This is a genomic window from Rufibacter aurantiacus (genome assembly GCF_017916345.1).
Lineage (GTDB): Bacteria > Bacteroidota > Bacteroidia > Cytophagales > Hymenobacteraceae > Nibribacter > Nibribacter roseolus.
The window spans coordinates 593,332-608,284 of the sequence record NZ_JAFMSV010000004.1 but is presented as its reverse complement, the minus strand read 5'-3'; the positions used below and the strand labels follow the sequence as shown (position 1 = coordinate 608,284).

General features: G+C 45.7%; 12 protein-coding genes and 1 pseudogene. 12 read left to right on the top strand and 1 reads right to left on the bottom strand.

Annotated elements, in window-relative coordinates; all coding sequences use genetic code 11:
- Positions 1-120 precede the first annotated feature (120 nt).
- From J3P34_RS17350 to J3P34_RS17320, 7 genes are all read left to right on the top strand, one after another.
- Positions 121-1,602 carry a type I restriction-modification system subunit M gene (locus J3P34_RS17350; protein WP_210489885.1) on the top strand — a complete coding sequence of 494 codons (1,482 nt, stop codon included), beginning with the start codon at positions 121-123 and terminating at the stop codon, positions 1,600-1,602.
- A complete protein-coding gene (locus J3P34_RS17345; RefSeq protein ID WP_210489884.1) occupies positions 1,599-2,777 on the top strand; it encodes a restriction endonuclease subunit S in 1,179 nt (392 codons plus the stop codon). Before J3P34_RS17350 ends, J3P34_RS17345 begins: the two co-directional genes overlap by 4 nt.
- Complete coding sequence (locus tag J3P34_RS17340; protein ID WP_210489883.1) at positions 2,777-6,106, top strand: DEAD/DEAH box helicase family protein; 3,330 nt, start codon at positions 2,777-2,779, stop codon at positions 6,104-6,106. Before J3P34_RS17345 ends, J3P34_RS17340 begins: the two co-directional genes overlap by 1 nt.
- A gap of 17 nt (positions 6,107-6,123) precedes the next feature.
- Positions 6,124-6,378, top strand: a complete 255-nt coding sequence (locus J3P34_RS17335; RefSeq protein ID WP_210489882.1) for a hypothetical protein — start codon at positions 6,124-6,126, stop codon at positions 6,376-6,378.
- A gap of 93 nt (positions 6,379-6,471) precedes the next feature.
- On the top strand, positions 6,472-8,439 hold the full coding sequence (locus J3P34_RS17330) for a hypothetical protein (protein WP_210489881.1): 1,968 nt from the start codon (positions 6,472-6,474) through the stop codon (positions 8,437-8,439).
- 592 nt (positions 8,440-9,031) lie between these two features.
- Positions 9,032-9,931: an AAA family ATPase gene (locus J3P34_RS17325; RefSeq protein WP_282597090.1), complete on the top strand. Its 900-nt coding sequence runs from the start codon at positions 9,032-9,034 to the stop codon at positions 9,929-9,931.
- Positions 9,906-10,898 carry a DUF3871 family protein gene (locus J3P34_RS17320; RefSeq protein WP_210489880.1) on the top strand — a complete coding sequence of 331 codons (993 nt, stop codon included), beginning with the start codon at positions 9,906-9,908 and terminating at the stop codon, positions 10,896-10,898. The genes J3P34_RS17325 and J3P34_RS17320 overlap by 26 nt, the downstream gene beginning before the upstream one ends.
- 120 nt (positions 10,899-11,018) lie before the next feature.
- Here J3P34_RS17320 and J3P34_RS17315 read toward each other — a convergent pair whose 3' ends face one another.
- Positions 11,019-11,237: a hypothetical protein gene (locus tag J3P34_RS17315; RefSeq protein ID WP_210489879.1), complete on the bottom strand. Its 219-nt coding sequence runs from the start codon at positions 11,235-11,237 to the stop codon at positions 11,019-11,021.
- A gap of 310 nt (positions 11,238-11,547) precedes the next feature.
- Between J3P34_RS17315 and J3P34_RS17310 the strand changes: the two genes are divergently transcribed.
- The 5 genes and pseudogenes from J3P34_RS17310 to J3P34_RS17290 all read left to right on the top strand — a co-directional run.
- A complete protein-coding gene (locus tag J3P34_RS17310) occupies positions 11,548-13,179 on the top strand; it encodes a hypothetical protein (RefSeq protein ID WP_210489878.1) in 1,632 nt (543 codons plus the stop codon).
- Positions 13,180-13,414: 235 nt separating this feature from the next.
- Complete coding sequence (locus tag J3P34_RS17305; RefSeq protein ID WP_210489877.1) at positions 13,415-13,753, top strand: hypothetical protein; 339 nt, start codon at positions 13,415-13,417, stop codon at positions 13,751-13,753.
- A 46-nt stretch (positions 13,754-13,799) separates the two neighbouring features.
- Positions 13,800-14,162 carry a hypothetical protein gene (locus J3P34_RS17300; protein ID WP_210489875.1) on the top strand — a complete coding sequence of 121 codons (363 nt, stop codon included), beginning with the start codon at positions 13,800-13,802 and terminating at the stop codon, positions 14,160-14,162.
- Positions 14,163-14,321: 159 nt separating this feature from the next.
- Entirely contained in the window at positions 14,322-14,786 is a 465-nt protein-coding gene (locus J3P34_RS17295; protein ID WP_210489874.1) for a LexA family protein, read from the top strand.
- 5 nt (positions 14,787-14,791) lie between these two features.
- Positions 14,792-14,944 (top strand): annotated as a pseudogene (locus J3P34_RS17290) (Y-family DNA polymerase); the annotation flags it as partial.
- Between the last annotated feature and the right edge of the window lie 9 nt (positions 14,945-14,953).

Sequence of the window (14,953 nt, the reverse complement as noted above, 5' to 3'; positions counted from 1 at the left end):
TGTACCATTATTAACAACAGGATGCATCCTAGCTGGTGGAAGTATCTTGGAACAACAACCCTTCCTTTTTAATACACAAGGTTGTTACCTTAGCATGATTAACCATTTACCCTCATAATTTTGATTACTGGAGAACTGAAGAGCAAGATTGACAAGGTATGGGAAGCGTTCTGGACCGGCGGTCTGTCGAACCCCATCACCGTTATTGAACAGATGACTTTTCTGCTGTTTATCCGCAGGCTAGACGAACTGCACACCCAACGCGAGCAGAAAGCAGCATTCTTGAAAAAGGAAATAGAAAACCCGGTTTACCAAAAAGACGAGTACGAGCTGCGTTGGTCTTACTTCAAGAACACGGACCCAGATGTAATGTACCGTCTCTTCACGAAGGAGAACGGGGTATTTGATTTCCTGAAGAACCTGGGAGCGACAGACGGCACCTTCTCTAACTATATGAAGGGTGCAACCTTCATGATTCCTACTCCCCGCCTGCTTGCTCAGGTGGTGGACATGCTCAGCGGCATCAACATGGAAGACCGTGACACGAAAGGGGATGTGTATGAGTACCTGCTGAGCAAGATTGCCAGTGCCGGACAGAACGGTCAGTTCCGAACCCCCCGCCACATCATCAAGATGATGGTTCAGCTGGTAAATCCAACCCCAGAAGATATTATTGCAGATCCAAGTGCGGGGACCTGTGGTTTTCTTGTGGCAGCGGGTGAATACTTACGGCAGAACTATGCAAACGAACTTCTTAAACCTGAAGCACAGCAGCGCTTTCAGACGCAGACTCTCTTAGGAACTGAGTTCGATCCTACGATGATTCGTATAGGGGCAATGAACCTGATGCTGCACGGAATGGATAACCCCAATCTAGTTGCGGTAGACGCACTAAGTGAAGCAAACACTAACTTCACAGAGCGTGCAACGGTGGTTTTAGCAAACCCACCTTTTAAAGGTTCACTAGACCGGGAAGCAGTTGATCCAAAGTTGCTGAACATTGTTGACAGTAAAAAGACTGAGCTTTTGTTCCTAGGTTTGATTTTAAAAGGACTGCAGCTTGGTGGACGTGCAGCCGTGATTGTACCAGACGGCGTGTTGTTCGGCAACAGCAAGTCACATCAGCTTATCCGCAAGACCATTGTTGACCAACATAAGCTTCAAGGAATAATTTCCATGCCGTCAGGTGTATTTAAACCTTATGCAGGAGTAAGTACTGCTGTATTATTGTTTACTAAAACTGATAGTGGTGGAACAGACAATGTTTGGTTCTATAACATGCAAGCCGATGGGTACAGCTTAGATGATAAACGCAACCCAATAACAGATAACGATATACAAGACATTATAGATCGCTGGAGCAACAGTTCCAACGAAGCTGCACGGACTCGTACAGACAAAAGCTTTTTTGTACCTGTAGAAGAGATCCGTAGCAACAATTACGATCTCAGTATCAATCGATACAAGGAAGTAATAAATGAGCAGAGACAATTCGATCGTCCAGAAGTAATTATTCTACAAATAGAAGAACTTGATCGGGAGCGCCAACAGCTCTTAGATGACCTTAAAACCATGGTTTTATCTGATTTGCTTGTGATATGACCCGTATAAAGAAGGCTATTAAAGAGTTTTGCTTTGTTACAGATTATGTTGCAAACGGAAGTTTTGCATCACTGAAGGAAAATGTCATTTATAAGAACTCCCCTGATTATGCAGTGTTAGTCAGGGTTACTGACTTTACAAAGAACTGGAACAACAATTACGTTTGGGTAGATGAAGCATCTTTTAGATTCTTAGGGAAAAGCACCCTAAATCCTGATGACTTGATAATGGCGAATGTGGGTGAAACAGGGAAATGCTTTATAGTTCCAGACTTGGGACAACCAATGACATTAGGTCCAAACGCAATCCTAATCAGACCGGATTTAACTGAAAGTACATCTCGCTACTTATTCTACTATTTCACTTCTGAAATAGGTAGACAATCTATTGAAAAGATCTCATCAGCAACAACTCAGAGCAAGTTCAATAAAACATCCTTTCGAGAGCTCGAGATTCCCTTGCCACCTCTCCACATCCAGCAGCAAATAGTGGATACACTAGACAAAGCGAATGATTTGCGAAAAAAGGATAAAGAGCTAATCCGAAAGTACGATGAACTTGCAAAGAGCATCTTTTACGACATGTTTGGGGACCCAGTAACCAATGAGAAAAACTGGAAAATAACACCTCTTGGTGAGCTTGGGATATGGAAAAGTGGAGGTACTCCCTCAAGAGCAAACTCATCGTTCTTCGAAGGATCTATTCCTTGGTTATCATCAGGTGAACTGAATGACATGTATGTAAGTAAGAGTAAAGAGCATATCACTCCTGAAGCAGTAAGAGACTCAGCTGCTAAAATTATCACACCTGGTAGTTTGCTACTTGGAATGTATGATACAGCAGCACTTAAATCTTCTATCACTAAACATGAGCTATCTTGTAATCAAGCAATAGCATTCGCAAAGCTTGATGATAGCCTTTGCTCCACGCAATTTGTTTACTTCTACATTCAAATGGCTAAAGAGCATCTTAAACGAGGACAACGCGGGGTCCGTCAGAAGAACTTGAATCTCTCTATGGTTAAGGAACTACCAGTCATAGCTCCTCCCTTAGAAATGCAACGTGCTTTCACATCTATCCTGAATGACTTGTACAAGCAGAAAAAGATAGCGGAGCGAAACGCACAACAATCAGATGTCCTTTTTAATAGCATGCTCTGGACGAACTATAACTAATGTCGAACTTCTCATTCCTCACTACCAACTGGAGCAAGCTTGCTCTATCTCTGCAACAAGCGGAACAGCAGGTTTACACCGCTGCGCCCTATGCTGCTGTATTGTGCCGAAAGTCATTGGAGGAGTGGATACGTTGGATATATGAGAATGATGGTGAGCTAGAACTTCCTTACGACACATCGCTTAATTCATTGCTTCACCAGCCGGATATGCGGGAACTACTCGCTCCTTCCCTGTTCAAGCAGGTAAATCTCGTTCGGAAGCTAGGTAATGACGCAGCTCACAGCACCATAACTGTAAAACCCGAACAGGCATTACACGTGCTGCAGATTATGCACGGATTTGCTGTTTGGGTGGTGCAGATGTACAGCGCAGAAAGAGTACCTGTACCAGCATTTGACGTGGAGCTGGTACCTAGAGAGGCACCCGCTACCAAGTACAAAGACAGAATTAAAGAACTTGAAGAAGCGTTCCGGCAGACTCAGGAACTAAATCGGAAGCTGCAGGAAGAACTGGAGCGCACAAAGGAGATAAAGGAGTCTCATGCGAAGGTTCCACCTCCTGCTGACCCTAACGAAGCGGTTACTCGTGAGCTCTATATCAACCTACTTCTTCAGGAAGCTGGTTGGAACCCCACTGGTCCGAACGTAGCGGAGTACCCTGTGACCGGTATGCCAACTGGAAACGGAGTGAACAACGGACCGGGTAAGGTAGACTACGTGTTATGGGGTGACAATGGCAAACCCTTAGCGGTAGTTGAAGCTAAACGTACCAGTAAAGATCCCCGCGTTGGGCAGAACCAAGCAAAGCTCTACGCTGACTGCCTGGAACAGATGCACGGTCAACGTCCAGTGATCTTCTATACCAACGGTTTCGAGACTTGGATGTGGGATGACAAAGAATACGCTCCCAGACGCGTGCATGGGTTCTACAAGAAAGAAGAACTAGAGCGGCTGATCCAGAGAAGAGAAACCCGTTCTCTCCTGTCGGAAGCAACCATTGATCCGGCTATCGCAGACCGCTACTACCAGATAGAAGCTATTCGCAGCGTGGGCAACGTGCTGGAGAACCGAGGACGCGAAGCACTGCTGGTGATGGCCACAGGTACTGGCAAGACTCGTACTGCTGCTGCACTAATCGATGTTATGAGCAAGTGCAGTTGGGTAAAGCGGGTGCTGTTCTTAGCAGACCGCAATGCATTGATCTATCAAGCAAAAAACGCTTTCACGAACAATCTTCCAAATCTACCAGCGGTTGATCTCACTCGGGAGAAGGATAACACGCACGCACGGGTAGTGTTCTCCACCTACCAGACAATGATCAACCAGATTGATCAGAACTATAACAACGGGTTGCGTCACTTCGGTGTAGGACACTTTGATCTAATCATTTTTGATGAGATTCACCGCTCTGTCTACAACAAATACAAAGCGATATTTGAGTACTTTGACGGATACCGCATCGGACTCACTGCAACTCCAAAAAGCGAAGGAGATCGGGATACTTATCACCTGTTCGGACTGGAACCCAACAACCCTACTTTTGCTTACGAACTGGATCAGGCAGTCGCTGATGGGTACTTGGTACCACCAATGAGCGTCTCTGTTCCTCTGAAGTTCCACCGAGAAGGGATTAGATACGCAGATCTCTCACCGGCAGAGAAACTGCAATACGAAGAGAAGTTTGCGGACCCTCTTACCGGTGAATATCCTGATGAAGTGGACAGCGGTGCGCTAAATTCATGGTTGTTCAACATCGGCACTGTGAACCAAGTTCTGGCATACCTGATGCAACACGGCATCAAGGTAGCTGGTGGTGACCGTATCGGAAAGACCATCATCTTCGCACGCAGTCACCTTCACGCGAAGTTCATAGAGGAACAGTTCAATAAGCAGTACCCACAATACAAGGGTGAGTACTGCAAGGTGATTGACAACTACGAGGAATACGCGTACGATATTCTGAAGCAGTTTTCTGAGAAAGATGGTAAACCCCACATAGCTATCTCAGTGGACATGCTTGACACCGGTATAGATGTTCCAGAGGTAGTTAATCTGGTTTTCTACAAACCTGTTCGCTCCAGTGCTAAGTTCTGGCAGATGATCGGACGTGGTACACGCCTATGCCCTAAACTGCTAGGTGACGAGCAGGACAAACAGGAGTTCCTCATCTTTGACTTTTGTGAGAACTTCGAGTTCTTCGGTCAGAACCCTAATGGAAAAGACAGTAAGACGGGGAAATCACTTACACAACGGCTGTTTGAGCAGCGTCTGAAGCTGATCTTCCACCTTCAAAAGAAAGAGGAAGACGAGTATCAGCAATACGCACAAGAACTACGCACTTATCTTCACAGCCAGGTGAACCAACTGGAAGAAACCAGCTTCCTAGTGCGTCAACATTGGAGGGTAGTGGAGAAGTATAAAGACCTCTACTGCTTCAACGCTCTGAACGAGCTAGATGTGAAAGAGCTGGTAGACCACATTGCACCTATCGTGTTCGAGTCAGAGGAAGACGAACTCGCCAAGCGCTTTGACCAGCTATGCTTCACCATGGAGTTGGATGTCATACAAAGCGGTTCTATTGCAGCTCACCTTGTCCAAGAAGTCCGCTCCCTTGCTGACGCACTTTCTAAACGGGGTGCAATTCCAATGGTAAACGCCAAGATGGACCTCATCAAGCAGGTACAGGGTACAGCTTACTGGGGAACTGTGAATCTAAAACAGTTGGAGCACCTTCGGAAAGAGCTAAGAAACCTGATGCGGTTCATCAAATCTGAGAAGCGTCCACCTGTCTATACAGATTTGGATGATGAAGTTCTTCAAGTAACTGCACCCCAACCAGTTGTTATCACCTCTTCTAACTTGGAGGTATACAAGAAGCGAGTAACCCAGTATCTGATGGAGAACAGGACCCACCTGACTATTCATAAGTTGCGCACGAACCAGAACATCACACTGGCAGATCTTCAACAACTGGAGCACATGCTGTTTGAGCAGGGAGAAATAGGAACCCGTGAACAGTTTGAGAAAGCGTACGGAAAGCAACCTTTGGGTAGATTCGTACGCTCCATCGTAGGTTTAGACTTGAACTCAGCTCGGGAAGTGTTCAGCAAGTTCATCAACAATCCCACACTGAATGCTCAACAAATTCGGTTCATGGACATGATCATCCAGTACCTGACCACTAACGGAGTCATTGAAGCGGAGAAACTCTTTGAACCACCCTTCACAGAAATATCAGGTGGACTTCTAGGAGTGTTTAACTCTGACCAAGCTAATGAACTGGTGACCCTGATCGGACAAGTGAACAGCTATGCTGAAGTAGGGTAAACTTGATAATCATACACATGACAGAAGAAGCATTTGAAGAAAGAACTCAGCATCTTAGAAAGCTTGAGTTAAGTCCGGATCTTGAAAAGATAGTAAAAGGTTTGATGCTCCATAACCACACAAGAACCCAAGCAATCCAGCGGTTGATGGATAACGGTTTACTTTTGCAACTAGGTCCAGGTACTGCGCGGCTATTAAGCAATATGGAAAGAAATGGTATACCAAGACTGCTAGGACTCCAACTTCTGAGAGAAGAAGGACTGATAGATTAAACCAAAACAGAAATATTGAATCCCCACTCTTAGGTAGTGCCTATAACGACAATTGCCTAAAGATAAGCATTCACCGAATGGAATGCGCACAACATGGAAGAACACAACCCAAAGGTCATCTCAAAAGAGCTTGAGAATAACACAGCTACATGGAAAATCCACAATGGCACTAAGTTGAGCGAAGTCCTTGACTTTCTTCCTTTTGGTATCGTCAACAAAACAGAAACAGGGATTGGAGCAACCACTCTTGAACTGAACTCTGAGAGAAACTCTATTATTGTAGAACCCCTCCGAGTTACAGCTTCAAGTAAAGCAAAGAAAACAAAAGGGTCTCTTTACGTTGGTAGTTCCACCAAAGCACATCCCCATAAAGTAACTGATGAAATTATAAAGAAGTATGTCTCTACAACGGATGGTAACTGTAAGAAGATTATAGTTGTAGCAGACAGTCTTCCCCGCGTTATAGAAGCGATAGGGAACGATGTGTACAAGGACTATTTCCTAATGATCGATGAGATCGATGCTTTTCAGAATGACTCCAACTTCAGGGACAGTATGGAGAAGTGCTTAGACATTTACAAACGATTTCCAGTCACAGGTCGCGCACTGGTTTCTGCAACCCAAATTGGATTCTCTGATCCTGAGCTTGAGAAAGAACACCTTACAACTATAAAGTACGAAAGTCCCTCTAGTAGAGAAATTGCTTTAAATCATACTGATAATGTACCAGGGACAGCATACGAAACTATAGTAAAGCTGCAAAAGGAACATCCAGAACAGAAAATCGTTGTTGCCTACAACTCTGTCAATGGGTGTGTAGCGTTAGCGAATCTACTTGTGAAGGATAAAGGATTTTCTCCGGACACAATCAAAATCTTGTGCAGCACCGCAAACAAGGACAATGCAGGGAAGTACTTTGCCGAACTTGATGGAGAGACTCTTCCTGGTTCACTTACATTTCTCACGTCAGCATACTTCAATGGATTTGACTTGGAGGAGAAGTACCACCTAGTATCTGTCTCAGATCCTAAGCTGCCAGTAACTGCGTTATCGGATCACAAGTTAAAACAGATTGCCGGAAGATCTCGCAGAGGGCTATTATCTGAAACAGTTGTGTATGGTACAACAAATGAACTCCCTGAAGAGATCACAACCGCAGACAAAGAAGGATTGATCAGAGCTGCAGTAGACGAGATTAAAGCACTCGAATGCATAGAGAAGAACTTTCAGAGTAACCGCATCTTAAAACACAGCTTGCATAAGATTAGGGAGATGATAGTGGAGAAAACCCGTCACATGAAGTACTCCCTTGTACGTATGGATGTAGACCGAGCACCTAAAGTCTCTTACTTCAATATCGATGCTTGCTTAGAAACCATACGGGTAAACAAGGAAGTGTATCAGGAAGAGCACTCTTTGAAGAAGCTTTTAGAAAAAGAGAATACCATCACACACTTTCGTTCTTCAGTCTCAAAGACTATTGTCAAACACGACTTTGCCAAAGATGCAGGAATAAGAAAGCGCAATGTTGAGCAAGCAATCGCATTGCTTAGAGATGTATCTACTGCAGGTGAGATCCGTCAGTTGTTATATCAACCAGAATTATCAAAGTTACAAAGAAAGATTATTGAAGGGTTTCAATCGCTCTGGAACAACATTAACAGAGAACAGTTGTTGGAGAACCTTGAGTCCTGCAATCTGAACCGTGATAATAGAGCGTGGGACAACTTTCATTATGCTGCTCACTTTGCAGCTTTACATGATAACCATCCCTTCAAACAGAGAATCTCACGCCATTTCAAGGTTGGTGATCAACTTACAGGTGCCCAAATCTTAAGGAAGCTTAACGCAGCTTATGAAGAATCACAGGTACACCAAAAGATTGAATCTGAAGTAAGCGCTGTAAAAAGACTCAAGTTGTACTTCAACATCAACTCTAACAAGAGAGATGCTGCTAACAAAAGAACACACCGGATTATTTCTGAGAACCCCAAAGGTGTGATTGTTATAAAACACATAACCGATACCACCAGTTTTGACCCTGCAGAGTTTAGCAAATAGTTCTTCTAACGTGTACAGATGCATAGTAAAGACGCGTATCGAACTATAATCCACTTTGTCCCACTTACTCGGTTCTTATTAAGGGGAGTAAGTGGATATTGCTGTTTTCAACATCTCGCCCGCAGGTAAAACGACTTAAAAGCACGCGTATCTGCATTCACTCGCATCATCGCGAAGCTTTAATACTGCAACCTTATACGCAATCTGCCCCAACCTATATAAATAGCTATGACGGTGATCTACACTCTCTCCTCTTACCGGATGGAGAATTTTGTTGTATGCTCACGCAAACACGCTCTATCGTATACCCGCGAATCTTTATCTTCCCAGCGCCGGCACAATCAGTTTCTCTGTAAATAATATATAAATAGCTATAACTTCAGTAGTCACGGCAGCAACAACACTTTGTATGCGCACGTGTGCACCATCTATAGCTTCACCCCCCCGGTACGGGAGCTAGTTCCACTCCCCCCCTATGCGTCAAAGTCCGCAAAAAATCACACCTGTCGCAGACCCAAAATTCTGACTAGACAAGGTACCCACCCCCCTAGTGAAGCAGTCATAAACATGTTTCACTACAAGTCTTCACATCATGGAATTACGAAGAGCAAACCGCCAACGGTCAAAGATCCGCCTGTTGCTACAGTCCCCGAGCGGAGGTGGCAAAACGATGTCAGCACTGCTGATCGCAAGAGGTATCACGGAGGGGGACTGGTCAAAAGTCGCCGTCATCGACACCGAGAACCACTCTGCCGACCTCTACTCTGATCTCGGTGAGTACCAGGTACTGCACCTTGCACCACCGTTCACACCTGAACGCTACATACAGGCGATCCAGACCTGTGAGAACTCTGGTATTGAAGTCATCATCATTGACTCTATCACGCACGAATGGGAGCACCTTCTGGACTTCCACGGTTCCCTGCCCGGCAACTCTTTCACCGCATGGAGCAAGGTGACCCCACGCCACACCGCTTTTATTCAGCAGATGCTCCAGTCTCCTTGTCACATCATCGCCACAGTACGCTCAAAAACAGAGTACGCCATGTCTGAGAAGAATGGCAAGCAAGTGCCGGAGAAAATGGGGATGAAAAGCGTGCAACGGGACGGGATCGACTACGAGTTCACGGTTGTCTTGGAGCTTGACCTGAAGCACAACGCCACCGCGTCCAAAGACCGTACCCGTCTGTTCATGGACAAACCACCTTTCCGGCCGAGCGAAGAGACAGGAAAGCAAATCCTATCCTGGTGCATGAGCGGTTCGGCAGAGGTATTATCCTTAGATGATGAACAGATACATCAGCAGGTGTCTCAGTGCGCCAGCCTGAGCGAACTCACCGCGCTTTACCACCGCTGCTCAGATACGCAGAAGGAGACTCTGGTCGCATTGTTCCAGCAGCAAAAGCAGTTCATCTTACAGTCAAGTCTTTTAACCAATCAACTCCTAAACCAAACAATTAACAAGAATGGAAGCAACACACGCACTCGCTAGAATTCCAAGACCTGCAATGCAGATCAACAGAGAGCTGGACCAGAAATCCAGCTCTCGCGCTTTTATAGAAGCCAACACCACACCAGTAACGTTCGCAGAGATACAGCAGGACCACATCATCCCTGTCTTCGTCAAAGACAACGAACCGCTGATCTCCCAGTCTGATTTTATCTTGGCTACACAGGAAGCAGTTAGTGATCTCTTCCGGGGAGAGACCATTCTCAAACCGGAGATCCGCGTTTCTCACCCGATAAAGGGACGCATTCCCGAAGCGAAAGACAAACCCGCGAATCAGCTGCAGGAATGGGAACGGACGATATATTACGAGCGGATGATGCACGTGGTAGAGATCCCCACAGTCATGGATGTCATCGACGGGAACACGCTCACACTGATGGTGGGCGGGGTTAAGGCGTACAACCTGGACAACCTCTACAACAAGAAGGGGGCGGCTGAGCACTTCAAAATCTTCATCGGTTTCCAGAACCTGGTATGCACGAACCTCTGTGTGCGCTCCGATGGATACGTGGCAGATCTACGCGTAACGGACTTGAACCAGCTTCGTGAGGGGATTTACAATCTGTTAGGGAACTACGATCAGCACTATCATCTGAGACAGATGCAAACGCTCACGCAGTACTCCATCACGGAGCAGCAGTTCGCGCACCTTCTCGGACGGTGCAGGATGTACAATTACCTGCCGCCAGCGGACAAGAAGCAGATCCCCGAACTGCTCTACGGAGACTCGCAGCTTAACTCCGTGACAAGCGATTACTACCGTGACCAGAGCTTCTGCCGACAGGAGGATGGGAACATCAACCTATGGCGGCTGTACAACCTCTTCACCGGTGCGAACAAGTCCACCTACATCGATCAGTTCCTCGACAGGAGCGTCAATGCGCTGGATTTTGTGTCCCAAGTGCAGCACGCGCTTGACAGTGGGAGCACCAGCTGGTTCCTAAGCTGAATCGGCATTCCATTTTGTATGTGGAGGGGGAACGCACATTTAGTGTAGCTCCCCCTCTACTACAGCTTGTCACCTCTTCGTCTGAGTAAATATTGCTACAGACTATGAACGAACCCCATCTTAGTCCATTGTGCTTGCGATGCCTGCAACGATGAGTCCTAATACAAAGTCAAACACTTTTCCCATTATTCCCCATACTATAATAAAAATGACTGCACCACCGAAGCTATCTGGTTCAACGAGGTTCCATGAAACCACTCCTGAACCAATCCAAGAAGTCATTGTTGCGATGAACATTAAGATTGCTAGAATACCACCTGTAGAGTTAGAGTTTCCCATATAGAATATTAGCTAGAGTATATATGCGGAATATCTAATATTTTCCACAGAAAAGCAAATTGTCAACACAGTATATCTCCCAGTATCTCCCAGAGAGTTCTTATTGCAGCTTCTCAACAAGAACCTCCAAGTGATACCATACCAGATAGCAATAACTTTGAAGCTAAACTCTAGAGGTTTAAACTCCACAGGTTTAAACTCCATCGCACTTCGTCTCTTTCTAGGTTTTCTGCATATCAACAGCAAAACCGGAAATTCTTATTGTTTAATATATATTATTTTCGATATTAACTCTCCAACAAACATCAACATGGAAGTCATAGGTATACTCTTCACCTTTTCTATAGTAATCTGGATACTGCGCGCTGCATATAAATCCATCACTGCCGCTCAAAACGGCAAACAGCTTAATAGTGAGCTTTCCAAAGCAAGCGACGATATTCTTAACCTTCTGCTACAACGCTCCCCGGACACTGCCATTGAAAAGCACAAAGCTCTGAAGCAGCGAACTGAGTATTTTATCCAGTATAACATGGTGAAGGAAGATGAATATCCTAAACTACTTCCCGCTTACAGTTTATTTCTGGAAAACTATGATATTGCAGAGAAAGAGTGTAGAAAACCGTTGTCAACCTACCCTCAAAACGCAGCGAATCTAGCTGTGCAACAAAGGACAACCAACCAAAGGGAGAAGAACAGTATGGTTGCTTCGCTGTCAGAACCCAAAGTTTCAAAACCTAAACGGACGGTAAAAAAAGACACACACACAAGTGAAGAGACATCGGCATCTACTCAAAAAAGGTTGTCCAAGAAGCCGATACTCAGTCACAAGACTTCTATAAATCAAGATGATGTTGCTGCTGACGTTCATACAGCAAACTACATTGTTGGGATAGTTCCTAATAAAGACAGCGGTGCACTTTTCACGGCTTACCCTAGGAATCCCGAGTTCGGCTATATCCATCTCTCGCAGACCGATATGTTAGCCGACGACGAATGGTTGCGCTTCAAGACGCGCTCCACGCTCTTGCGCGCGCGCGTGGAAGAACTGGCGCTCTTCATCAACACGTTCGCCAAGGGTGGCAAATTGCCTGGAAAGATCGTCGTGAGAGAGTTCTTGGAGAGTCAGCTGCTGAAGGGTGAGCTGCCAGAACAATTTGCCTCGCGCGTAGATCAGAAGGTTGACTACGAGGTAGCGATTGCTCCGTTTATCAGGCGCTCTGGGAAAGACGGTCCAGAGCTAACCTTGGGAGGACAGAGGATACTGCGCTTTACAAACTATGTGATACATGCGTCAGATGAGGACTTTGACGAAATTATCCATCCTGACAACCTAGATGCAGTGACTAAGTTGAAAAACTCTCAGCATAGGGCTAGTGCACCACTTGTACAAGGTACTATACCTGCAAAGATTCAAGATAGCAAAGAGGAGAAAGTTTGGAATTTAGATCGAATAACTGTCATTGACACTTTCTCTTTGAAAATTGTTAATCCGTTCTACCTAGCTTTCAAGGATGAGCATGACGCCCTAAAGCTCCCCGTGTGCTACTTTTTTGTGTCGCTGGTTCATCAAATGAATCTCATCACAGAAAAGGAGAGCTTGATGTGGTTGAAGACATTGCTTTTCTCACTTGAGCTACCTGAGAGTAAAACAATAGCGGAAGGTGTTACCTTGAGTCCGATGTTCGAGGAAGCTAAATGCGGTGAAGCGATATTCTCACCTTTAGAAATAATGAATGAAAAGCAGGGACTACTTTTTACCTGGATGCTCTACAAAATTCTACAGGACCATAAAAACCAGAAAGGAACGTCCGAGTACGCGTATTATAAAAAAATGCTTTCTTACTTACCATCTGAAGTTTTACAATACAGCTTTTTACCCCACTCTGTTTTCCTTGATAAGGTAACACATGTTACAAAAGAACTGGTCACAAAACAGTAGTAGCATGGATGCGGTGCAAAGTGCTTGAATAGTTGTAGGTCTACCTTTTGACAAACCTTTATAATTGAAGACCTTCTCACCCATGAGACAGGGTAGTCTCACCAGTGAGACGTTGGTCCCAGGTACAAACTGACAGAAGGAGTTACATTGACAAGGAACGTGCTTTAAATATTGTACTCTAAAGCGCAACTGTCCTACTTTTCGTCATCTTGGTTTCCCATACTTATACGATTACATGGGTGATATCATCAAAGCAGCTTGTCCCTGTGGGTTAACCTCTAAGCAGATCTACCGTGGGATCGGGTTCGGTTATTTCGAGACAGGTTACTTCTGCGAACCAGCATACTGTGATACATGCGGTATTGTGGAAGGAAAAGATGCAAGTAAGAGCTTTTCCAAATGCCCGAGCTGCCGCAGCAAGGTGAAGTTCTATAATCCACAGCTCAACGAGCAGGAAGAAGAAACGACCGGTGAACCAGCTTTCTCACACTACCTTGCGGGTAAAAAGCAGTGGCACTGCCCCAAGTGCAAGCAAGACACCTTGAAATTTGAGAACCTCGGATGCTGGGACTGACCTGCAGTACTTCACAATTCGACTTCCAGGAAACAGACGAACAGCAATGATTTTCGAGTTCAGCATGGGTGGGTACTACGCCACCAACTATTGGGTACGCTATAAATGCGGGGTGCTGCTGTGTCACACCTCGGATTACCCAATGCCGCCTATCCCTGAAGAGATGCTGATTGTGCAACTGAAAGACGAAAGCTGGAACCTGTTTCTTGCGTTTCTATCAGAGTGCACTTGGGAGAAGGAGTACTTGACCGATGTCTGCGACGGCATTCAGTGGGAACTCAGGGTGAAGCGAACCGGCGTCAACCTCAAATTGTATGGTTCCAACGCTTTCCCGGATGATTTCTCCGTGTTCATCGGACTGCTAAATACCGTGATCGCTGAAGCAGGGTTCAGCATATCCCTTCCGTGACCTACGCTCCTTCCGACAGGAGAGTTACTAACATTTTTGGGGTTGTTAACACAACTTGTCAACAATGTTAGAAAAACAGGTACAAGCATTCGCCTTTTCTATATAGTTTCGCGTAATTACTAACTTTATTAGTATTCGTAATACTCCGAAGGTGTTGATATGAGCTGCGCAAAGATAATACCTATTGATTCCTCGGTTCTGGAACTCTGTCCGGTTGAGATTCTAGAAGGACTGGATGTCCCCTTATATGCTTCTTACATCAGCGCAGGTTTCCCGTCTCCCGCCGATGACTACCTGGAGGACAAAGTTGAGCTGAGCAACTACCTAGTTCAGAACCCGACTTCCACTTACATGATGAAAGTCAAGGGTAATTCCATGCAAGACGCCAACATTCATGAGGGAGACCTGCTGGTGATAGACAAAAGCCTGAAGCCACGCGACGGGCTGCCGGTGGTCTGTTTCTTGGACGGGGAGTTTACCGTGAAGACGTTCCGATATATCAGCGGGAAAGTGTACCTGGAACCCGCCAACCCTGCGTACCCTCGAATAGAGATTACCGAAGAGATGGACATGCGGGTCTGGGGTGTGATTGTCTGGATACTGCACAAACCGGTAAAACAATGACTACCTTGTTTGGGTTGGTGGACTGCAACAACTTCTACGCCTCCTGTGAGCGCGTCTTCCAGCCTTCGTTGAATGGCAAGCCGGTGGTGGTACTCTCCAACAACGACGGCTGCGTGATCGCTCGCAGCAACGAGGCGAAAGCACTGGGGATCCAAATGGTAGGTTCA

Bases quoted from the DNA above. Each gene is read 5' to 3' on its own strand.
- J3P34_RS17345 (WP_210489884.1), top strand. From the start codon at position 1,599: ATGACCCGTATAAAGAAGGCTATTAAAGAGTTTTGCTTTGTTACAGAT.
- J3P34_RS17340 (WP_210489883.1), top strand. From the start codon at position 2,777: ATGTCGAACTTCTCATTCCTCACTACCAACTGGAGCAAGCTTGCTCTA.
- J3P34_RS17335 (WP_210489882.1), top strand. From the start codon at position 6,124: ATGACAGAAGAAGCATTTGAAGAAAGAACTCAGCATCTTAGAAAGCTT.
- J3P34_RS17330 (WP_210489881.1), top strand. From the start codon at position 6,472: ATGGAAGAACACAACCCAAAGGTCATCTCAAAAGAGCTTGAGAATAAC.
- J3P34_RS17325 (WP_282597090.1), top strand. From the start codon at position 9,032: ATGGAATTACGAAGAGCAAACCGCCAACGGTCAAAGATCCGCCTGTTG.
- J3P34_RS17320 (WP_210489880.1), top strand. From the start codon at position 9,906: ATGGAAGCAACACACGCACTCGCTAGAATTCCAAGACCTGCAATGCAG.
- J3P34_RS17315 (WP_210489879.1), bottom strand. From the start codon at position 11,237: ATGGGAAACTCTAACTCTACAGGTGGTATTCTAGCAATCTTAATGTTC.
- J3P34_RS17310 (WP_210489878.1), top strand. From the start codon at position 11,548: ATGGAAGTCATAGGTATACTCTTCACCTTTTCTATAGTAATCTGGATA.
- J3P34_RS17305 (WP_210489877.1), top strand. From the start codon at position 13,415: ATGGGTGATATCATCAAAGCAGCTTGTCCCTGTGGGTTAACCTCTAAG.
- J3P34_RS17300 (WP_210489875.1), top strand. From the start codon at position 13,800: ATGATTTTCGAGTTCAGCATGGGTGGGTACTACGCCACCAACTATTGG.
- J3P34_RS17295 (WP_210489874.1), top strand. From the start codon at position 14,322: ATGAGCTGCGCAAAGATAATACCTATTGATTCCTCGGTTCTGGAACTC.